Source organism: Labrys wisconsinensis (assembly GCF_030814995.1).
GTDB lineage: Bacteria > Pseudomonadota > Alphaproteobacteria > Rhizobiales > Labraceae > Labrys > Labrys wisconsinensis.
Map to the genome: position 1 here is coordinate 90,139 of NZ_JAUSVX010000020.1, position 22,280 is coordinate 112,418.

Genomic DNA, 22,280 nt, shown 5'->3' on the forward strand with positions numbered 1-22,280 from the left:
CCGCCCATGACCACCACCGCCGCCCACCCCACCGCCTCGCTCCTCACCCGGCTCATGCAGCGCCAGGAGGTGGCGCTCCTGATCTGCCTCCTCGCCGTCATGGCCTTCTTCTCCGTCACGGCGGAGAATTTCCTCAGCGTTCGCAACGTCACCAACGTGCTCGGCCAGGCCTCGCTGGCGCTGATCGCCGGCATCGGCTGCGCCATCGTCTTCATCGGCGGCGAGGTCGACATCTCGATCGGCTCGCTGGTGGCGGCGATCGCCCTGCCGCTGATCACCATCATGAACGCCACCAACTCGCTGGCGCTGGGCCTCGCCGGGGCCCTGGCGCTCGGCCTCGCCATCGGGGCGGTGAACGGCTGGCTCGCCGCCTATGCCGGCATCAACTCGCTGATCGTCACGCTCGGCACCATGTTCATCCTGCGCGGCGGCGTCTATCTCTACACCGGCCAGCGGGCGATCCCGGACGATGCCCAGCTCGACAGCTTCATCGCCCTCAGCGACGGCCGCCTGTTCGACACCATCCCCTATGCCGCGGTCATCGCGCTGATCCTGCTCGCCGTCTTCGCCTATGTCATGCGCCACCGCCCCTTCGGCCGGCAGGTCTATGCCGTCGGCGGCAATCCGGAGGTGGCGCGGCTTGCCGGCTACGACGTCCGGCGGGTGAAATTCGCCTGCTTCCTGATCAGCGCGCTGCTGGCCACGGTGTCCGGCGTGATCCTCGCCGCCTTCGTCGGCTCGGCGCAGCACACCGCCGGCATGAATTTCGAGTTCCAGGTGGTGGCCGCCACCGTGCTCGGCGGGGTGAGCCTGGCGGGGGGCATCGGCAGCCTCGGCGGCATGGCGCTCGGCGTGCTGATCCTGCAGTTCCTGTCGAACGGCCTGCGCGGCATGAACCTGCCGACGGAGTGGCAACTGGTGATCACCGGCGTCATCATCGTCGCTGCCGTCGCCTTCGACGAGATGAAGCGGCGCCGGCGCCTGGGATCGTGAGAGGCCGCGGCGCGGCCGGGGAGAAGGACACCATGGGACGCCTGCAAGGCAAGACCGCCGTGATCACCGGCGCCGCCGAGGGCATCGGCCACGCCATCGCCGGGGCCATGGCCCGCGAGGGCGCGCATGTCTTCGTCGCCGACATCGCCGACGCCAAGGGCGAGGCCGTGGTGGCTGCGCTGAGGCAGGCCGGGCTCGCCGCAACCTACGTGCATTGCGACGTCACCAGCGATGCCGACATATCAGCCCTGATCGCCGCGGCAATGGCGGCGACCGGGCGCCTCGACGTGCTGGTCAACAATGCCGCGATCGCCATCGGCGGCATGCCGGTGACGGAGATGACCGACGAGCAATGGCACCGCCTGATTGCGGTCAACCTCACCAGCGTGTTCCGCGGCTGCAAGCACGCCCTGCCGCACATGATCGCGCGGAGGGCGGGCTCGATCATCAACATGGCTTCGGCCCAGGGCCATGTCGGCCTCGACGGCTGGACCGCCTATGCCGGGGCCAAGGGCGCGGTGATGGCGATGACCCGGCAGATGGCGGTGGAGTTCGGCCGGCATGGCGTGCGCGTCAACTCGATCTCGCCCGGCACCATCAACACGCCGATGAACGACAAGCTGGTGGCCGAGCTCGGCGGCAAGCTGATGCAGGCCTGGGTGACCATGCATCCGATCGGCCGGATCGGCGAGCCGGCCGAGGTGGCGGAGGCGGCAGTCTACCTCGCCAGCGATGCGGCCGGCTTCACCACCGGCATCGACCTGCGCGTCGACGGCGGCCTGACCGCGGCGCCGCGCTATGTGCCCGACCTGCTGTGAGCCGGGCCGCTCCTTCCCCAGTGATCTCGTGAGACCGTCATGACCAAGGCCCTCGAAGGCGTCACCATCCTCGACTTCAGCCATCTCCTGCAGGGGCCGTTCGCCACCCAGCTGCTCGGCGACATGGGCGCCGACGTGATCAAGATCGAGCGGGCCGGCGCCGGCGACATGTTCCGCGGCATGACCTTCTTCGCCAAATGGGTCGGCGGCTCGCAGAGCCCCAACTTCCTGGCCTGGAACCGTAACAAGCGCTCCATCGCCCTCAACCTCAAGAGCCGCAAGGTGCACGCCATCATCATGGCGATGGCCAGGACCGCCGACGTGGTGGTGCAGAACTTCCGGCCCGGCGTGCTGGCGCGGCTCGGCTATGGCTACGAGGATTTCCGCGCCGTCAATCCGCGCATCATCTATTGCTCGGGCTCCGGCTATGGCGAGGACGGGCCCTATGTCGACCGGCCGGGCCAGGACATGCTGATCCAGGGCCTCGCCGGCCTGATCGCCAACACGGGGCGCGGCGACCAGCCGCCGGTGCCGGCGGGCGCCGGGCTCGCCGACCAGATCGGCGCCATGAACATGGTCTACGGCATCCTCTCCGCCCTCTACGCCCGCGAGCGCACCGGCCGGGGCCAGAAGATCGAGGTGAACCTCCTCGCCGGCATGCTGGCGCATCTCAACCAGGAATATGTGGCGGTGCTCAATCTCGGCGAGGACTTCGTCCGGCCGCGCTCCGGCATCGGCCATCCCGGCATGCAGGCGCCGTTCGGCATCTACGAGGCCGCGGACGGCGGCCATGTCTCGATCGCCATGAGCCCGTTCCGGACGCTGTACGAGGTCCTGGAGGCGCCGCATCTGGCGCCCTATGACGACCTCGCCACCCTGTTCGACAAGCGCGACGAGGTCTGGGAGAAGGTCAATGCCGAGACCCGCCGGTTCGGCACGCAGGACCTCCTCGCCCGCCTGCTCGGCGCCGACATCTGGTGCGCCGAGGTGAAGGACATCCGCCGCGCGGCGGAGGATCCGCAGGTCATCCACATGGGCATGATCGCCAGCTACGAGCATCCCAAGGCCGGCACCGTGCGCGTCGTCGCCCCGGCGGTCAGGATGAGCGAGACGCCGGCGAGCATCGACCGGCCGGCACCGCTGGTCGGCCAGCACGGCCGCGAGATCCTGGCGCACTATGGCGTGCCCGCCGCCGAGATCGAAGCGCTGGAAGCGGCCGGCGACATGACGGTCGAGGAGGCGTGATGCAGCGCTACGAGACCCTCACCGTCGAGCGTTCCGGCCGCGTCGCGGTCGTCACCTTCCGGCGGCCCGACCAGCTCAACGCCATGAACCGGCGCATGCAGGGCGAGATCACCGCCGCCTTCGAGGCGCTGTCGCAGGACGAGGGCGTCGGCGCCGTCGTCGTCACCGGCGAGGGCCGCGGCTTCATGGCCGGCGCGGACATCAAGGAATACGCGGCGCAGACCGGCGAGGACTTCGACCGCTTCCAGGCCGCCGGGACGCGCATGTATGCGGCGATCGAGGACAATGCCAAGCCGGTCATCGCCGCGGTCAACGGCTTCGCCCTGGGCGGGGGCATGGAGCTGGTGCTGTGCTGCGACATCGTCGTCGCCTCGACCCTCGCGAGATTCGGCCTGCCCGAGATCAAGCTCGGCCTCGTGCCGGGCGGCGGCGGCACGCAGCGCAGCGTCGCCAAGCTCGGCCGCAACCGCGCCAACCTCCTGCTGATGACCGGCGCCATCCTGCCGGCGGCCGAGTTCGTCGCAGCGGGCCTGGTCAACGAGGTGGTCGAGCCGGAGGCGCTGATGCCGCGGGCCCTCGCCCTCGCCGAGGCGATCGCCGCCGAGCCGCCCGCCGCCATCGAGGGCCTGAAGCGGCTGACCGCGGCGGCGCTGGCGGGCGACCTCGACCAGGGACTCACTTTGGAGCGTGCTATCCTCGCCGACCTCTACCGCAGCGACGCCGGCCAGAAGCGGGTGCGCGACTTTGCGGCGAGGAGCGCCGCGCGGATCGCGGCCAAGGCGGGGAAGGGAATGGCATGAGCGGCACGACCGTCGGGGTAGGCGAGGATTATCGGGGCCTCGGCTGGGCGCACGGTGCGCTGACCGTGCAGCGGCTCGGGGCGATGCTGGCGCCCATCACCTTCCTCCTGCCGGGCGGCCGCCAGGTCTCGCCGATGCATGTCGCGCCCTGGGCGGGCGAACGCGGCACCGAGGCGCTGCCGGGCATCCTGCGCCGGCTGCGCGGCGACTGGCCGGGCGTGCCCTTCGGCTACACCGTGCCGATGGACGGCATGCCGCCGGACTGGGCCAAGGCGGCGAGGCCCGCCGACCCAGGCGAGGCGGTGCACGGCTATTGCTCGAACCACGACTGGCAATGGCAGGCGACGGACGGGCGCTCGCTGCACCTCTTCGTCAACTATCCCATGCCGAGCCCGGTCCGCCGGCTCGAGCGCATCATCACGCCCGACCCCCAGGCGCCGGCGGTCGACGTCGAGCTGAAGATCCTGGTGCGCCGGCGCTGCCGCATGCCGATCGGCCTGCATCCGGTGTTCCGCCTGCCGGCCGCGCCCGGCGCAGCGCGGCTCGAGCTCGGCCGCTTCGCCGAGGGGCGCACCTATCCCGGCACGCTGGAGCCCGGGGCGGCGATCTTCGCCAGCGACACGCGCTTCGCCGACCTTGCCGCCGTGCCGGGTCGGAGCGGCTCCGCGGTGGACGCCTCGCGCCTGCCGCTGGCCGGGGACGTCGAGGAGCTTCTGCAGATCGAGGGGCTGGCCGGCACGGCGGCGCTCGCCAACCAGTCCGAGGGCTACCGGGTCCGCCTCACCTGGCAGAAGGAGCATTTCCCCAGCCTGCTCCTGTGGATCAGCAATCGCGGCCGCCGCCAGGCGCCCTGGAACGGCCGGCACGTGGCGCTGGGCATCGAGCCGGTGTGCTCGCCCTTCGGCCTCGGTCCGGCCACGGCCGCCGGCGACAATCCCCTGGCCCGGGCAGGCGTGCCGACGGCGCGGGATTTCGAGCTCAACCCGAATTTCGTGACGCGCTACCGCATCGAAGCCGAGCCGATCTAGGGCGTGTGGACACTTATGGTTTGGGCAGGACGCGAGCGATTTTGGCCGAGGAGAAGGAGCGCAGGCGACAAGCCGCTTTGCGGCTTGCGCCGAGGACGCAAGCCTCATGGCTTGCTACGTCGGACACAAGCCGCTTTGCGGCTTGTTCCTGACGCGACGCGCTCATCGGCCAAAATCGCCGCGCCGCTTCGCGGTGAGGTGAAAAATGGCCCCCTGCAGCGTCGCGTCGCTGGTCGATACCCCTGGTATCGCCTGCGCAACGCTCCTCCCATGGGGCCATTTTTGACCTCATCCTGCTCCAAACCATAAGTGTCCACACGCCCTAGGCCATGCCCTCCAGCCTCGCCAAGCCGAACCGCCCCGTCTTCACCGATCTCGACGGCCTGGCCGCGATGGCCGGGGAGGGGGATGCGTTCGGCGTCGGCGGCCATCATTTCGCCCGGCTGCCGCTGGCGCTGCTGCGCGCCATCGCCCGGCGCGGGACACTGGATCTCCACTACGTCTCCTGGGCCGGCGGGCTGCCGCTGGAGCTGCTGCTCGAGGCCGGGGCGGTGGCCGAGATCGACATCTGCTTCTCCAGCCTCGACATTTTCGGCCTGCCGCCGCGCTTTCGCCGGGCGGCCGAGACCGGCGCGGTGCCGGTGCGCGACTGGACGGCGCTTGCCATGATCCAGGCCCTGCGCGCGGCCCAGCAGAACCTGCCGAGCCTGCCGTTCCAGCTGCCCGAGGGCTCGGACATGGCCGCGCGCATTCCCGGCGCGCGGCTGGCGGTCGATCCGATCACCGGCGATCCCGTCGGCGCGGCGCCGGCGCTGCGGCTCGACACGGTGGTGCTGCACGCCCAGCGCGCCGACGCGAGCGGCAATGTCCAGATCCTCGGCCCACGCGCCCTCGACCTCGCCATGGTCGGCGCCGCGCGGCGGGTGCTGGTCACGGTGGAGGAGATCGTGCCGGTGGGGGTGCTGGCCGCCGCCGGGCGCCAGAGCGTGCTGACGCGCAACCAGGTGAGCGCCATCGCCTGCGTGCCGGGGGGCGCCTGGCCGGCCTCCTGCCTGCCGTTCTACGTCACGGACTATGCGGCGCTGGCCGCGGCCTTCGCGGCGCCGGATACGCGGCTCGAGGCGGCCTTCGCGCCGCCGGAAACGGGCGTGCCGCAGCACCTGCGGCAGGCCGCCGGCGTGACGGCCGCGACCGTTGCCGCGCTCGCCGCGCCGGCGGTGCACCCGGAGGGCGGCTCGCCCTCGGTCGACGAGATCATGGCCGTGTCGCTCGCCGGGCTGCTTGGTGATGACAGCGTCGCCAGCGCCGGGGCGGTGTCGCCGCTCGCCAACGTCGCCTATCGCCTGGCCAAGGCGACGCATGCGCCCGACATGATCATCGCCACCATGAGCTGCGGCCATCTCGACATCGCGCCCAGCCCGATGCTGCTGTCGCTGATCGAGACGCTGGACGGGGAGACCGCCGCCGCCCATGCCGGCGGCGACGACACCTACTCCACCTATTACCAGGCCGGCGCCGTGACGCACGAGATCGTGGCGGCGGCGCAGGTCGACCGGCTGGGGCGAGCCAACACGCTGGAGCTGGTGAAGCCCGGCGGCGGCACGGTGCGCCTGCCGGGGCAGGGCGGCATGGCCGACGTCGCCAACATGCACCGCGACTACATCCTCTACGTGCCGCGCCATTCGCCGCTCTCCCTGGTCGAGCGGGTGACGGTGGCGAGCTCGGCCCGCGGCCTGCTCACGCCGGCGGAGCGCTGGCCGCACGGCTACCGCACGGGCCATGCGGCGGTGCTCACGGATCTCTGCGTGTTCCGCCTGGACCCGGCGACGTGCGAGCTGATCGTCCTGTCGACGATGCCGGGCGTGACGCGCGAGCGCATCGTCGAGGCCACCGGCTTTCCCGTGGCCTTCGATCCCCATTGCAGTATCGTGCCGCCGCCGAAGCCGGAGGCGCTCGACATGCTGCGCCGGCGCATCGACCCGCTCGGCCTCCGGCGGCTGGAATTCGTCAGCGCCCGGGAGCGCGGCGCGCTGATCGCCGAGATCCTCGCGGCGGACCGGCAGGCGGTGGACGAATGCATCGCGCGGCAGCGCATGAGGGCGCCGGACGGCGCTCGGGATCGGCAGGACGGGAGCCCGCCATGACCATCGACAAGGACCGGATCCTCTTCACCCTCGTGCGCGAGAAGCTGTTCACCGCCGTCATCGGCGACGTCATGGATGCGGCCGGCCTGACGCGCCAGTTCCTGCCGCCGGAGATCCGGCCGCTCAGGGCGGAGACGGTGCTGGTGGGCCGGGCCATGCCGGTGCTGCAGGCCGACTGCGCCGGCGATGCGGTCGGCCATCTCGGCCGGGCCGAGCCGTTCGGCCTGATGCTGCGGGCGCTGGACGAGCTCGCGCCGGGCGATGTCTATATCTGCACCGGCGCCTCGCCCCGCTATGCCCTGTGGGGCGGGCTGATGAGCACCCGCGCCAAGACCCTTGGCGCGGTCGGCGCCGTGCTCGGCGGCTTCCACCGCGACACCCGCGAGATCCTCGCCCTCGGCTTTCCCGTGTTCTCCACCGGCGGCTATGCCCAGGACCAGCGCCTGCGCGGGCGGGTGGTCGACTATCGCTGCCCCATCGAATTCGCCAATGGCTGCCGGGTGAGCCCCGGCGACCTGATCGTCGGCGATGTCGACGGCGTGCTCACCGTGCCGGCGGCGCATGTCGGCGCCATCATCGACGCGGCGCTGAAGAAGGCGGCGAGCGAGCAGGACGTGCGCGGCATGATCGAGCAGGGCGGGCGCACCCAGGATATTTTCGACACGACCGGCGTGATGTAGGCGCCGGCGGGACACCGGGTTCAAGGATCGCGCCCGGTCGGGTGCCGGCCGATGCCGACGGCGGCGATCAGGCCGCTCGTCGACGAGCCGGTCTTGTCGTCCTGGCAATCGTTGCACTCGACCAGCTGGGCGCTGGCGATGTCGTGGATCTCGTTGTGCTGGTGGCTCGAATCCGTGACCCAGCGGCCGGTGAAGGTCATGATGCAGCCGCGAGTGACCGCTTCGCCCCTCTCGTCGAGATCGTCGATCTGGTCGGCGACCCAGCCGGCGACGCCGCCGATCGCGTCGCCGGCGATGCCGCCGACGGCGGCGCCGACCAGGAGAGCCGTGGCCAGGATCAGCAGGCAGAGCGCCGCGCCGATGCCGAAGGTCGCAAGGCCGAGCGCGACGCAGATCGCGGCGCCGGCCAGCGCGCCGGCGATGGCGCCCGCCACCGAGCCGACGGCGCCGCCGATCGCAGCATAGTCGCCGATATGCGAACCGATCTCGCAGTGCAGGGCCTGCAGGCCGGTGGCGGGATCGACGGTCGCCTCGGCGGGGCCGCCACCGGGCGCGTCGCGGGTGCGGATCTCCTCGACGTCGAGGCCCGCCTGGATCGGGCTGAGCAGCGCCAGCGACGGTCCGCCCAGGTTGAAGGTCCAGTCATTGTCGTGGAAGGGCGGGATGCCGGAATTCTTGCCGGCGCAGAGCACGCACCCCGACAGGGTGATGGTGCTCGGGTCCTGGACAAAGAGGCGGTCGAACCAGTTGACGGCCCAGCCGATGAAGAAGCCGAGCACCGCGCCGGCCAGAGCCCCGACCAGGATGGCGGCGGCGACGATGGCGAAGGCGCCGCCGGCAAGGCCGGCGATGCCGGCCGCCTCCAGGAAGGTCAGGAGCGCGACCAGGGCCGCGCCGCCGAACACCCAGCCGAGCACGCGGCCCTCACCCGCATCGGCATTGCCCGGTCCGGCGAGGTTGACTGAACAGCCGGCCATGTCACGGCCCTCCCGTGGTGATCGTCACGGTGACGCCGCCGCTCGGCACGCCGCCCTGCCAGGCGGTGACGTTGAAATGGCCTGCCGGCCCCGGCCCATCCGGCGCGTCGACGTGCAGAACGACGTCGCGGAACGCCTCGCCGGGCTGGAAGACGAAGCTCGACGGCGTCACCGTGGCCGGCCAGGTCGGCGCCTTGCCCTTGAACACCACGGCAGGGTCGAATGCCTTGCCGCTGGCATCGTCATATTCGTAGGAGTCGACGGCGATCTGCACGAGGTGGCAGTCGGTCCTGTCCTTGCGCGGGTCCTGGCCGCGCTGCGCATTGCGGGCGCGGAGCATCGCGGCATAGGCGGCCTCCGCCGCAAGGCCGGCAAGGGACATCAGGACATAGCCGGCGAGCATGAGGAGGAGGAAGCGCGGCGCCGCCGCCATGTCGTGCAGCAGCGAATGGTGCAGCATCGGCGAGGCCGTGGCGCCCAGCACGCCCCAGCCCAGGAAGACGCGATGCGGCCGCAGCCATGGTCCGCCGCCTTCCTTCACCGCCGGGCAGGCACCGGGCGTGCGATTGAAGATGCGGATGGGGCGGTCCACGGGCGAATGGGCGGCGTAGACCTGGGTGTTGTTCCAGCCCAGATTGTTGGAAGGGTTGCCGTCGTTGGGATGGGACAGCTCGATCTCGATGCAATAATGGCCCGGCACATCTGGCGTGCGCCATGTCGTGGCGACGGTCGCCGTTCCCGGCCAGACCGGCACGTCGGCGGCGAGCGTGGCCACGGGGTGGCGGATCTGGCCGCCGGCGCCGAACTCGATCCAGCGGACCGCGACCGCGGTGCCGTCGGCCGGCTTGTCGCGCGAGGCGTTGTGGACGGTGATCTCGACGTCATATTCGACGCCGGCGGTGAGATCGTAGGTGTATTGCTCGATACCGCCCAGGAAGATCCGGACGTCGGGATTGTCCCAGGTGACGGGCTGGCCCAGCTGCATCAGCAGGAACTGGTCGTAGATGCAGGGGTCTGGCTTGCGCACGATATGGCCGGGGATGACGACGCAGGGATCGCCCTCCGGCGTCTTGGGCTCGTCCGCGAGGATGTGGAAGATACGGCACAGCACGCATCCCGGCCATTTGCCGGGACGCCGGGCCTGGCTGGAGCTTCCGCCGCAGCACGCCATCGCTCCTCCTCCTCTGCCTTCGGGCAGGCCGGCCGGCGCGCAGGACAGGGGCAAGGCCGAGCCTGAGGGCGGATCGCCGCGCCGGGCGTCCGTCGGCACGTCTCCTGGATCGGCCCCGTTTGCGGCCGGGGTCAGGACGGCGGTTTTCGCAGGCGTTTCGCGATGCTGCGGCGAAACACGATCAGCGCCAGCACGGCCGCGATGACGACGATGTACAGCAGCTCCGTGGAACCATCGCCCCCGTCGGGCGACACGCCGAACCAACGCTCGATGAAGTCCATGCCGATCCTCCACGGTCACGCGGCGCTGGGGACGCGCTGTTGACGGGGACGCAGAAGCCATCAGGTCACTGGATCGCCGAACTATGCTCTCCTCACGGGCATGACGCAACGTCGGTGTCGCTTGGCGGAGACGACCTGTTCCCGCCGGAACTCCGCCAGCTCGCTGGTGTCGCGGCCTCGCAGGACGCGCGCCATCCGCTGCTACATCTCGGCGACTGGGCCCGGACGTGCTACGTCCCAAGCAGAGCTTCACGGATCGGAACACGACTCCGATCCGTGAAGCTCTGCTAACACTTTGAGATTCTGCTTGGCCGTCCGACGCGGAACCCCTTCGCCCATGACCATCGACCTCGTGCGCCTGCGCGCCGAAACGCCGGGCACCGCCCATCGCATCCACCTCGACAATGCCGGCGCCGGCTTGATGCCGCGGCCGGTGCTGCAGGCGATGACCGGCTATCTCCAGCGCGAGGCGGATATCGGCGGCTACGAGGCGGCGAACGAGGCGGCGCCGCAGCTCGACGGCGTCTATGACAGCCTCGCCCGGCTGATCGGAGCGGCGCGCGACGAGATCGCCCTCACCGAGAACGCCACCGTCGCCTGGCAGATGGCCTTCTACGCCCAGGTCTTCCGCCCCGGCGACCGCATCCTGACCGCGCGGGCCGAATATGCCGCGAACTATGTCGCCTTCCTGCAGGTCGCCCGGCGCACCGGCGCCGTCGTCGAGGTGATCCCGGACGATGCCGACGGCGTGCTCGACCCCGAAGCCCTGGAGCGGATGATCGACGACCGGGTCAGGCTGATCGCCATCACCTGGGTGCCGACCAATGGCGGCCTGGTCAACCCGGCCGCCGCGGTCGGCCGCATCGCCCGCGCCCACGCCATCCCCTATCTCCTCGACGCCTGCCAGGCGGTCGGCCAGATGCCGGTCGACGTCGCGGCCCTCGGCTGCGACATGCTCTCGGCCACCGGCCGCAAGTTCCTGCGCGGGCCGCGCGGCACCGGCTTCCTCTATGTCCGCCGCGAGCTGCTGCACCGGCTGGAGCCGCCGATGATCGATCATTTCGCCGCGCCCTGGGTCGCCGCCGACCGCTACGAGCTCAGGCCCGACGCGCGGCGCTTCGAGACCTGGGAGAACAATTATGCCGCCCGCCTCGGCCTCGGCGTCGCGGTCGACTATGCCCTCGACATCGGCCTGGAGGCGATCGAGGCGCGCTGCCGCAGCCTGGCGGAGCGGCTGCGGCAGGGCCTCGGCGCCGTCGCCGGCGTCACCCTGCTCGATCTCGGGCCTCGTCCCGCCGCCATCGTCTCGTTCTCCGTCGGCGGCGTCGCCGCCGAGAAGATCAAGGGAAGCCTCGCCGCCGCGGGCATCAATGTCAGCACCTCCAAGCCGTCGAGCACGCTGCTCGATGCCATGGCCCGCCATCTGCCGACGCTCGTGCGCGCCTCGCCGCACTGCTACAACAGCGAGGAGGAGATCGAGGCGGTGGTGGACGCGGTGCGGACGATCGCCGGCTGAGCCGGCGGGGCGATCCCCGGCAGTGATTCGGAGGCGTGCATGAACGCAGCGCAGGATCTCGGCGGCATGATGGGCTTCGGCCCGGTGGCGCCAGAGAAGGACGAGCCGATCTTCCACGCGCCGTGGGAGAAGCGGGCGCTGGCCCTGACGCTGGCCATGGGCGCGACCGGCAGCTGGCCGCTCGATGCCGGGCGCCATGCCCGCGAGAGCCTGCCGCCGCCGGACTACCTGACCTCGTCCTATTACGAGATCTGGATCAAGGGGCTGACCAAGCTGCTCCTGTCCACCGGCCTGGTGTCGATCCACGAGCTCTCCGGCGACAGCGCCATCGGCCCGGGCAAGCCGGTGAAGCGGGTGATCCCGGCGGACGAAGTGCCGGCCGCCCTGGCCAGGGGCACGCGCTGCGACCGCGAGGCCACCCGGCCGGCCCGCTTTGCCGTGGGTGATACGGTCCGGTGCAGACATGTCTATAAGACCGGCCATACCCGCTTGCCGCGCTATCTCTTCGGCCGGCAGGGCGTGATCGCCGGCACGCACGGCATGTTCGTGCTGCCCGACAGCAACGCCCATGGCCTCGGCGAGAACCCGGAATGGGTCTATACCGTGCGCTTCACCGGCGCGGAGCTGTGGGGCGAAGGGGCCGACCCGACGCTGACCGTGATGGCGGACCTGTGGGAGAGCTATTGTGACCCCGTCTGAAGCCGCGATGCTGCGCGCCGTGCCGGCGATCCCGCGCGACGGCGACAGGCCGGTGTTCCGCGAGCCGTGGGAGGCGCGGGCCTTCGCCATGACGCTCGCCCTGCACGAGAAGGGCCTGCTCGACTGGCCGGAATGGGCGCAGGCTCTGGGCCGCGAGATCGCCGCGGCCGGCCCGGACGACGGCTCGGGCTATTACGAGCACTGGCTGGCGGCGCTGGAGAAGCTCGCCGCGGCCAAGGGCCTGTGAGCGCGCCTCACGCTCCCGACGATTGACGGATGATCAGCGTCGGCTGCTCGACCCGGCGGGCCGGGGCGGCGGCGGGTTCGCCGATGCGGCGGATGATCAGGTCCGCGGCGTTGCGGCCGATGGCACGGGCATGCAGCGAGACCGTCGAGAGCGGGGGATAGGTCATCTCCGCCTCGGGCATGCCGTCGAAGCCGATCAGCGCCATGTCCCGGCCGGGCTCCAGGCCCTGCAGGCGCAGGCCGTGCATCACGGAGATGGCGACGAAGTCGTTGTAGCACAGGGCCGCCGTCGGCGGCTCGGCGAGGCGCAGCACCTGCTCGACATCGGCAATGCCGCTCTTGCGCGAGGGCCGGCTCTCCACCACCAGGGCCGGATCGAAGGCGATGCCGTTCTGCTGCAGCGCGCTGAAATAGCCGGAGAGACGGTCGACGCGCGAGGGGTTGGTCGGCTCGCCGCCGAGGAATGCGATGCGCCGATGGCCTCTGCCGACGAGGTGGCCGGTGGCCATCTGGGCCGCGAGATAGTTGTCGGGGCCGGCGAAATCGAAGCGCGGGTCGGGATAGGGCCGCACGGCGATGCAGATCGGCAGGCCCCTGGCGTGCAGCGTGTCGAAGGTCCGCCCGGGCGTGCCGGTGGCCGGGCAGATGATCATCCCGGCGACGTCGTGCTCGATCATCGACTGCAGCACCCGGTCCTGGCGATCGGGGCTCTCGGCGGATTCGACGAGATAGACGAAGAAGCCCGCCTCGGCCGCCGCTTCCTCCACCGCCGAGGTCAGCTCGGCGAAGAAGGGATTGCAGATGTCGTTGATGATCAGGCCGATGGCCTGGGAGGTCTGCTGCCGGAGGTTGGCGGCGCTGCGGTTGTAGGTGTAGCCGAGCGCGCGGATCGAGCCCTGGACCCGGTCATGGGTCTCGGGCGGGATGCGCGGGCTCGCCCGCAGCACCAGCGACACGGTGGAGCGGGAGACGCCGGCATGGCGCGCGATGTCGTTGATGGTGACGCGCCGTCTGTCCATGATCCCGCTCCGCCTCCGACGGCCCGCTTGCGACGATCGATCCGGACCGCCCGCGATTCCAATGGCCCGTCCCGATCTGCCCACATGTTGATGAGGCCTTGCACGTCGGGCTAGAGCAAAGCGCGTTTGGACGGAAACGCTGCTTTGCTCTAACTCTTTGTTTCGACGCGTCTTTGCGATGCTTGGCGTTGCCGCCAAATCGCAAGACGCTTTAGCGCCCCTCGAAGACGGGCCGGCGCCTGGCGCGCAGCGCCGCGATCCCCTCCTTGACGTCGGCGGTCGCCGCGGTGGCGACGCCGGCCAGCGTCTCCAGCGTCGCGCCGAGGCCCTGGCCGTGGCGGGCATCGACGAGCGTCTTGGCGATCTGCACCGAGACCGGCGCCATGGCGGCGATCTCCAGCGCCAGCGCGCGCGCGGCGGCGAGGCCCTCGCCGGCCGGAGCGACCTGGTTGACGAGGCCCCACTGCTCGGCGGCGGCCGCGTCGACCCGCCCGGCGGTGAGGATCATCTGCTTGGCGCGCGGGATGCCGATCAGCTCCGGCAGGCGCTGCGTGCCGCCCCAGCCGGGGACGGTGCCGAGCGAGGCCTCGGGCAGGGCGAGCAGCGTGCCGCTCTCGGCCACCCTGAGGTCAGCGGCGAGGGCCAGCTCCAGGCCGCCGCCGAACGCCATGCCGTGCAGGGCGGCGACGACCGGCAGGCGGCATCGCGCCAGCCGGTCGAAGGCCCGGTGCCCGCCGACGACCCAGCTGGCGCGGAAAGCTTCCAGGGAGAGCTCGGACCAGATGTTGATGTCGGCGCCGACCGAGAAGGCCTTGCCGGCGCCGGAGAGGACGAGGCAGCGCGCCGCCGGCTCAGCCTCCACCCGCGCCACCGCGGCCTCGATCTCGGCCAGCATGTCCGGCGTCAGGGCATTGAGCTTGGCCGGGCGATCGAGCCGGAGCAGCGCCAGTGGCCCGTCGAAGCTCAGCGCGATCAGCGACATGGGCGAATTCTCCCTGCGTCGACTTCCGACGTTAGAACGATCTAATTAGCGATCTAGCGATTTAGCGACATTGGCATCGGGGATCAAGAGCGAAATTTCCACGATCGGACGCATGATCGCCGGCGATTCCCGTTCCCGTAGACGTTGACTCGCCCAATCAGTCGCGCTACTTGCTAGATCGTTCTAACGCGGCGTCGAAAGCCGTGCGCCCCAGGGAGGTGACGATGATCAAGCATGTGATGTGGATGGCCGCGCTGGCCGCCGGGCTCGCCGCAGCGCCGGCGCAGGCTCAGGACAAGCCGCTCTTCGGCGCCATTCTCAAGACGCCGGCCAACCCGCATTGGAACGCCATGGCGGCGGGCATCCGGGACGCCGCCGGGAAGCTCGGCGTCGACGTGGTGGTGTCCACGGTGGAGTCGGAGAGCGCGGCCGAGCAGCAGCTCAACAATTGCGAATCCATGCTGCTGCGCAATCCCAAGGCGCTGCTGGTCGGCGCGATCAACTCGAACATCCTGCTGCCCTGCCTGAAGAAGGCCTCGGACCAGGGCATCGCCATCGTCGACCTCGACTACAACCTCGATCGTTCCATCGCCGAGGGCGCGGGCGTCAAGGTGACCTTCACCGCCGGCAATGACGGCGCGGTCACCGGCGGCGTCGCGGCCGACTTCATCGCCAGGCAGCTCGGCGCGGATGCGGCCGGGCCCGTCCTGGTCCTGGAGGGGCTGCCGGGCAATCCGGTCGGCGCGGCCCGCGGCAAGGGCTTCCGCGACGAGATCGCCAAGGTCGCCCCGAAGCTGACGCAGACCACCCTGAACGGCGACTGGGACCGCACCAAGTCGGCCAACATCGTCAACGACATGCTGCAGCGCAATCCGGACCTCAAGGCGGTGTTCGCCGCCAACGACACCATGGCCGTGGGCGCGGAAGAGGCGCTGCAGGCGGCCGGCAAGGGCGACGTGATCACCGTCGGCGTCGACGGCTCGGCCGATGCGATCGACTCGATCAAGGCCGGCCGCCTCACCGCGACCGTCGGCCAGTTCCCCTATCTCGTGGGCTATCGCTCCGTCGAGCTCCTGGCCGAGCATCTCCAGGGCGGCAAGGCCCTCGACGGCTATCAGTCGACCGGCCAGTCCGTCCTGACCAGGCAGGCCCTGGAGCAGAAGACGGACGCGATGATCCAGTACCTGCGCTGACGAAGGCGGGCGACGTCCCCGAAGAGCGGAGAAGCACCGTGGCCATGGAACACCGAACGACAGCGCCGGCGCCGGGACTGCGCTGGACCTTCGCCCATCGACGCGGCGCGCTGCGGATCGAATCGCTCGTCGTGCTGGCGGGGCTGGTCGTGGCGATGTCGCTGTCCTCGCCGGTCTTCCTCAACGTCGCCAACATCTTCAACGTGGTGCTGGCCACCTCGACCATCGGCATCCTGGCGCTCGGGGCGACCTATGTCATCGGCTCGGCCGGCATCGATCTGTCGGTCGGCTCGATCATGGCCTTCGCCGGGGTGATCGGCGCCCTCCTGGTCAAGACGCTCGGCCTGCCCTGGTGGTGCGCGATCCCAGGCTGCCTCGCCGCCGGCCTGCTCGCCGGCTGGATCAACGGCATCGTCATCACCTACGGCAAGATCCCCGCCTTCGTGGTGACGCTCGGCATGATGGGGGTGGCGCGCGGCGTCGCCCTCCTGATCACCGAAGGCCAGGCGATCTACGGCCTGCCCGCGCCGCTGCTCTTCCTCGGCCAGGGGCGTCCCTTCGGCATTCCGATGCCGGCGATCGTCTTCGTCGTCGCCGCCGTCCTGCTGCACCTGCTGCTCGCCTATACCCGCTTCGGCCGCCATACCCTGGTGATCGGCGACAACGAGCGCGGCGCCCGCGCCATGGGCGTGCCGGTGCGGCGCCTGCGCATCAAGATCTACATGCTGTCAGGCCTGATGGCCGGGCTCGCCGGCCTGCTGACCATGGCGCGCGTCAACGCCGGCGATCCGACGGCCGGCATGAACTTCGAGCTCGCGGCCATCACGGCTGCCATCATTGGCGGCACCAACCTGTTCGGCGGGCGGGCCACTGTCTTCGGCACCGTGATCGGCGCCCTGATCATGGGCGTCCTGCAGAACGGCCTCAACCTCCTGGCGATCCCGACCTTCTGGCAGCAGATCTCGATCGGCATCGTCCTCGTCGCCGCGGTCTGGGTCGACCAGCTCGCCCAGAAGGACAAGGAGTGACCCCCATGCTGCGGATCGCCAACATCGAGAAGCGCTTCGGGCCGATCGAGGTGCTGCGCGGCGTCGATTTCGACGTCGACGCCGGCGAGGCCGTCGCCCTGGTCGGCGACAACGGCGCGGGCAAGTCGACGCTGATGAAGATCATCACCGGCGTCTACCGGGCGAGCGGCGGCGAGGTCGTGCTCGACGGGCGCACGATCACCGGCATCGCCCCGGGCGAGATCCGCACGCTGGGCATCGAGATGATCTACCAGAACCTCGAGCTCGCCCGCGAGCAGGACGTCACCACCAACATCTTCCTCGGCCGCGAGCCGACCCGCCGCATCGCCGGCTTCGACACCGGCATCATCGACCACGCCAAGGCGCGCCGCGAGGCCGAGCGCATGGTCCGCCAGCTCGGCGCCCGCGTGCCCTCGGTCGACATCCGCGTCGGCAACCTCTCCGGCGGCCAGCAGCAGTCGGTCGCCATCGCCCGGGCGCTCACCTTCTCGCCCAAGGTCGTGATCATGGACGAGCCGACGGCGGCGCTGGCGGTGCGCGAGATCGAGCACGTGCTGCAGCTGATCAAGGAGCTCAAGGGCCGTGGCATCTCGGTCATCCTGATCAGCCATCGCCTCACAGACGTGTTCGAGGTGGCCGACCGGATCGTCGCCCTGCGCCAGGGCAAGGTCATCGCCGACGAGAAGACCGGCGAGACCACCATGCAGCGCGTCGTCTCCCACATCGTCGGCGCGCATTGAGCTTCGGACGGATCCCATGAACCTCGTCGGCCCATCGGACCTGCAAACCCTCCTCGCCGGCCTGCCGGACGGCGCCACCGTCGCCATTTCCGGCGCCGGCGGCGGCCTGCTGGAGCCGGAGGAGGCGCTGCAGGCCTTCGAGCGCGCCTTCCTCGCGACCGGCCGGCCGCGCGGCATCACCCTGGTCCACGCCCTCGGCATGGGCGACCGCAAGACCACCGGCACCAACCGCTTCGCCCACGAGGGCATGGTCCGGCGCGTCATCGGCGGCCACTGGATCTGGTCGCCGGCCATGCTGAAGCTGGCGCAGGAGAACCGGATCGAGGCCTATTGCCTGCCCTCCGGCGTGCTGACCCATCTCTTCCGCGAGATCGGCGCCGGACGCCCCGGCCTGTTCACCCATGTCGGCCTCGGCACCTTCTGCGACCCGCGCCTGCAGGGCGGGCGCTGCAACGCCCGAGCGACGGAGCCGATCGTCGACCTCATGCAGATCGACGGGCAGGACGTGCTGCGCTACCGGCCCTTTCCCGTCGATGTCGCGGTCATCCGCGGCACCTATGCCGATGCGCACGGCAATATCAGCGCGGTCGAGGAGCCGGCCGACCTCGATTCCTATCCGATCGCCCTGGCGGCCAAGCATTGCGGCGGCATCGTCGTCGCCCAGGTGCGCGAGATCGTGCGGGACGGGCGCCTCAGGCCGCGCGAGATCTCGGTCCCCGGCAACCTGGTCGACCATGTGCTGGTGGCGCCGCACCAGCGCCAGACCTATCACGGCCCCTACGATCTGGCGCTCGCCGGCCTCGGCCCCGACGCCGCCTTCGCCCTGCCGGAACCGGGCGAGGACCTCGTGCGCCGCATCGTCGCCCTGCGCGGCGCCGAGGAGATGATCGAGGGCGCGACGGTCAATTTCGGCTTCGGCATGTCGGCCGGCGTCGCCGAGGAGATCGTGCGCCGCGGCCAGGGCGGCCGCTACTGGTTCACCATCGAGCAGGGTATCCATGGCGGCCAGCTCCTCACCGGCGACCTGTTCGGCATCGCCGCCAACCCGCTGGCGATCCTCTCCTCCGCCGCGCAGTTCGACCTCTATTCCGGCGGCCTGCTCGACCAGACCTTCCTCGGCCTGGCGGAGATGGACGGGCAGGGCAACGTCAACGTCTCGCATTTCGGCGGCCAGATCAGCGGCCCCGGCGGCTTCATCGACATCTCCCAGGGCGCCCGCAAGGTGGTGTTCTGCGGCAGCTTCGACGCCAAGGGCGCCCGCCTGTCGCTGAACGGCGAGGGCCTCAGGATCGAGCGCCACGGCGAGGTGCGCAAGCTCGTCCGGCAGGTGGCCGGCGTCACCTTCAGCGGACCGGAGGCGCTGCGCCGCGGCCAGGAGGTGATCTACATCACCGAGCGGGCGGTGTTCCGCCTGACGCCGGACGGCGTGGAGCTGACCGAGGTCGCGCCCGGCATCGACATCCGTGCCGATATTCTCGACCGGATGGCGTTCGAGCCCATCCTCCGCGAGCCCCGGCGCATGGAGCAGCGGCATTTCGCCTCCGCCGAAGCCGTGCTTGCCTGAGGCGCAGGCCGGCGGCAGGGGCCAGGAGGGGACCATGTACGACTATGTCATCGCCGGGGGCGGCTCGGCCGGCTGCGTCCTCGCCGCGCGGCTCAGCGAGGGCGGCGCCCGCGTGCTGCTGCTGGAGGCCGGCCATCCCGACAGCCATCCCTTCATCCACGTGCCCGCCGGCTTCACCAAGCTGTCGGGCCCGCGGGTGAACTGGGGCTATCGCACCGTGCCGCAGAAGCATCTCGACAACCGCGAGATGTGGTACCCCCAGGGCAAGACGCTGGGCGGCGGCTCCTCGATCAACGCCATGATCTACACCCGCGGCCACCGCTCGGATTATGACGGCTGGGCGGCCGGGGGCGCCGAGGGCTGGTCCTACGAGGACGTTCTGCCCTATTTCCGCAAGGCCGAGAGCAATCGCCGCTTCGCCGACCGCTATCACGGCACGGACGGGCCCCTGGCCGTGTCCGACCCGATCAGCCCGCTGCCGATCTCGGCGACCTTCATCCGCGCCGCCCAGCAGGCCGGCATCCCCTACAATCCCGACTTCAACGGCGCCGAGCAGGCCGGCGTCGGCTACCACCAGACCACCACGCGCGACGGGCGGCGGGGCAGCGCCGCCGTGTCCTATCTGCGGCCGGCGCGGAGCCGGCCGAACCTCACCGTGGTGACGCGCGCCCAGGCGAGCCGCATCCTGATCGAGAAGGGCAGGGCGGTCGGCGTCGAATATCGCCGGCACGGCGCGTCGAGGCCCGAACGGGCGACGGCGAGCCAGGAGGTGATCGTCACCGCCGGCGCCGTCGGCTCGCCCAAGCTGATGCTGCTGTCGGGCCTGGGGCCGGCCGGGCAGCTCCACGGCCTCGGCATCGAGGTGGTGGCCGACATTCCCGGCGTCGGCGAAAACCTGCAGGACCATCTCGACTGCTACGTGGTCTATGACTGCAACGGCGCCCATTCCTATTATGGCGTCGACCAGCCCGTCCGGCAGGCGGTCTGGGCGCTGCAATACCTGATGTTCCGGAACGGGCCGGTGACGACCAACATCGTCGAGGCCGGGGCTTTCGCGACCGTGGACGGGCAGTCGGCCTCGCCGGACATCCAGCTGCATTTCCTGCCGGCCTATGTCGTCGACCACGGCCTGATGCGCATTCCCGGCTACGGCGTCTGCCTCTATTCCAACCTGCTCAGGCCGAGGAGCCGCGGCACGGTGCGCCTGCGCAGCGCCGAGCCGGACGACCATCCCCTGATCGACCCGAACTACCTCGCCGATCCCTATGACCGGCGCATGGCGGTGGAGGGGCTGAAGCTGGCGCGGGAGGTGATGGCGGCGCCGGCCTTCCGACCCTTCCTCGACAAGGAACGCATGCCGGGCCCGGCGGTGCGCAGCGACGCGGAGCTCGATGCCTATGTCAGGCAATGGGCCAAGACCGACTATCACCCGGTTGGCACCTGCAAGATGGGCACGGACCCGCTCGCCGTCGTGTCGCCGACCCTCGCCGTGCACGGCATCGAGCGGCTGCGCATCTGCGATTCCTCGGTGATGCCCACCGAGATCAGCGCCAACACCAACGCGCCCACCATCATGATCGCGGAGAAGGGCGCCGACATCATCCTGGCCGTGGCCGGGACCGGCAGGAGAGCCGCATGAACGAGATCCCTCGCACCGCATCCGTGATCGAGGCCAGGACCTATCGCCAGCTCGTCGGCGGCGAGCTCGGGGAGGCGCTGTCGGGCGCCCGGCTGGAGCGGCTGAGCCCGGCGCACGACGTCAAGGTGGGCGACTATCCCCTCGCCGATGCCGCCGATGCCGACCGCGCGGTCGCTGCGGCGCGGGCCGCCTTCGATCGCGGTCCCTGGCCGCGGATGAGCGGGGCCGAGCGCTCCCGCATGCTGCTGCGCATCGCCGACCTGATCGAGGCCCATGGCGAGGCCCTCGCCCGCGCCGACGTGCTGGAGAGCGGCAAGCCGATCAGCCAGGCCCGCGGCGAGATGGCGGGCGCCGTGGATCTCTGGCGCTACGCCGCCGGCCAGGCCCGGGCGCTGCACGGCTCGGTGCCGTCCGCCCTCGGCGCCGACATGCTCGGCCTGATCAAGCGCGACCCCATCGGCGTCGTCGCCATGATCACGCCGTGGAATTTTCCCTTCGTCATCGCCAGCCAGAAGCTGCCCTTCGCCCTGGCGGCGGGCTGCACCGTGGTGATCAAGCCGAGCGAGCTGACGCCGGGATCGACGCTGCATCTCGGCGAGCTGCTGGTCGAGGCCGGGCTGCCCGCCGGCGTGGTCAACATCATCGTCGGCTACGGCAACACGGTCGGCCAGCGCCTCGCCGAGCACGAGGCGGTCGACATGATCTCCTTCACCGGGTCCACCGCGGTCGGCCGGACCGTGGCGCGGGCCGCGGCCGGCAATCTCAAGAAGGTCGCCCTGGAGCTCGGCGGCAAGAACCCGCTGATCGTCTGCGCCGACGCGGATCTCGAGGCCGCCGCGGATGCGGCCGTGTTCGGAGTGTTCTTCAATGCCGGCCAGTGCTGCAACTCCTCCAGCCGGCTCCTGGTCGATGCCGCCGTCGCCGAAGACTTCGTCGGTCGGCTCGAAGCCCTGACCCGGACGCTCGCCGTCGGCGACCCGCTGGATCCGGCGACCAAGGTCGGCGCCATCGTCAACGACGCCCAGCTCGCCAAGATCGAGGGCTATCTCGGCGAGATCGCAGGGAGCGGCGCCGTGCTGCGCGCCGGCGGCCGGCGGATGGCGACGGCACGGGGGCGCTTCGTCGAGCCGACCCTGGTCACGGGCGTGCGCCCGGACATGCGCATCGCTCGCGAGGAGATCTTCGGACCGGTGCTGTCGATCCTGCCCTTCGACGACCTCGGCGAGGCCATCGCCGTCGCCAACGACACCCATTACGGCCTCTCCGCCGGCATCTGGACGCGCGACCACGAGGCCGCCCTGCGGGCCGCCGAGGAGCTGCGCGCCGGCACGGTCTGGGTCAACGGCTGGATGGAGGGCTATCCCGAGATGCCGTTCGGCGGCATGGGCCAGAGCGGCCTCGGGCGGGAGCAGGGCGCCCAGGCGGTCGAGGAGTTCACCGAGCTCAAGTCGGTGCTGTTCCACCGCGGGCCCCGCACCCGGTGGTGGGCGCGGCCGAGCCCCTCGGCGTGACGGCGC

The 22,280-nt window shown here is 70.7% G+C and carries 20 protein-coding genes and 1 pseudogene; 16 read left to right on the forward strand and 5 right to left on the reverse strand.

Going from position 1 to position 22,280, the window contains the following annotated elements; genetic code table 11:
• Positions 1-6: 6 nt before the first annotated feature.
• The 7 genes from QO011_RS35625 (at position 7) to QO011_RS35655 (ending at position 7,708) form a co-directional block, all read left to right on the forward strand.
• Entirely contained in the window at positions 7-993 is a 987-nt protein-coding gene (locus QO011_RS35625; protein WP_307283193.1) for an ABC transporter permease, read from the forward strand.
• 32 nt (positions 994-1,025) lie between these two features.
• The gene (locus QO011_RS35630) at positions 1,026-1,811 is read left to right on the forward strand and encodes an SDR family NAD(P)-dependent oxidoreductase (protein WP_307283196.1); all 786 of its coding nucleotides are present in this window, start codon (positions 1,026-1,028) and stop codon (positions 1,809-1,811) included.
• A 39-nt stretch (positions 1,812-1,850) separates the two neighbouring features.
• Positions 1,851-3,056, forward strand: coding sequence for a CaiB/BaiF CoA transferase family protein (locus QO011_RS35635; protein ID WP_307283198.1), 1,206 nt, complete (start codon positions 1,851-1,853; stop codon positions 3,054-3,056).
• Complete coding sequence (locus tag QO011_RS35640) at positions 3,056-3,856, forward strand: enoyl-CoA hydratase/isomerase family protein (protein WP_307283200.1); 801 nt, start codon at positions 3,056-3,058, stop codon at positions 3,854-3,856. Before QO011_RS35635 ends, QO011_RS35640 begins: the two co-directional genes overlap by 1 nt.
• A complete protein-coding gene (locus tag QO011_RS35645) occupies positions 3,853-4,884 on the forward strand; it encodes an aldose epimerase family protein (protein ID WP_307283203.1) in 1,032 nt (343 codons plus the stop codon). Before QO011_RS35640 ends, QO011_RS35645 begins: the two co-directional genes overlap by 4 nt.
• Before the next feature lie 329 nt (positions 4,885-5,213).
• Positions 5,214-7,028 (forward strand): CoA-transferase, encoded by a 1,815-nt coding sequence (locus QO011_RS35650; RefSeq protein WP_307283206.1) that lies wholly within the window; start codon positions 5,214-5,216, stop codon positions 7,026-7,028.
• Positions 7,025-7,708, forward strand: coding sequence for an RraA family protein (locus QO011_RS35655; RefSeq protein WP_307283210.1), 684 nt, complete (start codon positions 7,025-7,027; stop codon positions 7,706-7,708). The genes QO011_RS35650 and QO011_RS35655 overlap by 4 nt, the downstream gene beginning before the upstream one ends.
• A gap of 20 nt (positions 7,709-7,728) precedes the next feature.
• On the opposite strand, the gene QO011_RS35660 is transcribed toward QO011_RS35655, so the two are convergent.
• The 3 genes from QO011_RS35660 to QO011_RS35670 form a co-directional block, all read right to left on the reverse strand.
• On the reverse strand, positions 7,729-8,685 hold the full coding sequence (locus tag QO011_RS35660; protein WP_307283213.1) for a hypothetical protein: 957 nt from the start codon (positions 8,683-8,685) through the stop codon (positions 7,729-7,731).
• 1 nt (position 8,686) lies between these two features.
• A complete protein-coding gene (locus QO011_RS35665) occupies positions 8,687-9,856 on the reverse strand; it encodes a hypothetical protein (protein ID WP_307283216.1) in 1,170 nt (389 codons plus the stop codon).
• 131 nt (positions 9,857-9,987) lie between these two features.
• Positions 9,988-10,137 carry a hypothetical protein gene (locus tag QO011_RS35670; RefSeq protein WP_307283219.1) on the reverse strand — a complete coding sequence of 50 codons (150 nt, stop codon included), beginning with the start codon at positions 10,135-10,137 and terminating at the stop codon, positions 9,988-9,990.
• A gap of 337 nt (positions 10,138-10,474) precedes the next feature.
• On the opposite strand from QO011_RS35670, the gene QO011_RS35675 reads away from it, so the two are divergent.
• The 3 genes and pseudogenes from QO011_RS35675 to QO011_RS35685 form a co-directional block, all read left to right on the forward strand.
• Positions 10,475-11,653 (forward strand): aminotransferase class V-fold PLP-dependent enzyme, encoded by a 1,179-nt coding sequence (locus QO011_RS35675; protein WP_307283222.1) that lies wholly within the window; start codon positions 10,475-10,477, stop codon positions 11,651-11,653.
• 39 nt (positions 11,654-11,692) lie between these two features.
• Positions 11,693-12,352 (forward strand): nitrile hydratase subunit beta, encoded by a 660-nt coding sequence (nthB, locus tag QO011_RS35680; RefSeq protein WP_307283224.1) that lies wholly within the window; start codon positions 11,693-11,695, stop codon positions 12,350-12,352.
• Between the two features lie 7 nt (positions 12,353-12,359).
• Positions 12,360-12,596: pseudogene (locus QO011_RS35685) on the forward strand (nitrile hydratase accessory protein); the annotation flags it as partial.
• 10 nt (positions 12,597-12,606) lie between these two features.
• Here the strand turns inward: QO011_RS35685 and QO011_RS35690 are convergent.
• Positions 12,607-13,617, reverse strand: a complete 1,011-nt coding sequence (locus QO011_RS35690) for a LacI family DNA-binding transcriptional regulator (protein WP_307283225.1) — start codon at positions 13,615-13,617, stop codon at positions 12,607-12,609.
• A 211-nt stretch (positions 13,618-13,828) separates the two neighbouring features.
• Complete coding sequence (locus QO011_RS35695; protein WP_307283226.1) at positions 13,829-14,599, reverse strand: enoyl-CoA hydratase/isomerase family protein; 771 nt, start codon at positions 14,597-14,599, stop codon at positions 13,829-13,831.
• A gap of 224 nt (positions 14,600-14,823) precedes the next feature.
• Here QO011_RS35695 and QO011_RS35700 point away from each other — a divergent pair, with 224 nt between their 5' ends.
• From QO011_RS35700 to QO011_RS35725, 6 genes are read left to right on the forward strand one after another with little or no spacing between them, the layout of a single operon-like run.
• On the forward strand, positions 14,824-15,792 hold the full coding sequence (locus QO011_RS35700; protein WP_307283229.1) for a substrate-binding domain-containing protein: 969 nt from the start codon (positions 14,824-14,826) through the stop codon (positions 15,790-15,792).
• Between the two features lie 44 nt (positions 15,793-15,836).
• A complete protein-coding gene (locus tag QO011_RS35705; RefSeq protein WP_307283362.1) occupies positions 15,837-16,820 on the forward strand; it encodes an ABC transporter permease in 984 nt (327 codons plus the stop codon).
• A 5-nt stretch (positions 16,821-16,825) separates the two neighbouring features.
• Positions 16,826-17,560: an ATP-binding cassette domain-containing protein gene (locus tag QO011_RS35710; protein WP_307283231.1), complete on the forward strand. Its 735-nt coding sequence runs from the start codon at positions 16,826-16,828 to the stop codon at positions 17,558-17,560.
• Between the two features lie 16 nt (positions 17,561-17,576).
• Entirely contained in the window at positions 17,577-19,124 is a 1,548-nt protein-coding gene (locus QO011_RS35715) for an acyl CoA:acetate/3-ketoacid CoA transferase (RefSeq protein WP_307283233.1), read from the forward strand.
• A 34-nt stretch (positions 19,125-19,158) separates the two neighbouring features.
• Entirely contained in the window at positions 19,159-20,763 is a 1,605-nt protein-coding gene (locus QO011_RS35720; protein WP_307283235.1) for a GMC family oxidoreductase, read from the forward strand.
• Positions 20,760-22,274 (forward strand): aldehyde dehydrogenase family protein, encoded by a 1,515-nt coding sequence (locus QO011_RS35725; RefSeq protein ID WP_307283238.1) that lies wholly within the window; start codon positions 20,760-20,762, stop codon positions 22,272-22,274. Before QO011_RS35720 ends, QO011_RS35725 begins: the two co-directional genes overlap by 4 nt.
• Positions 22,275-22,280: the final 6 nt, after the last annotated feature.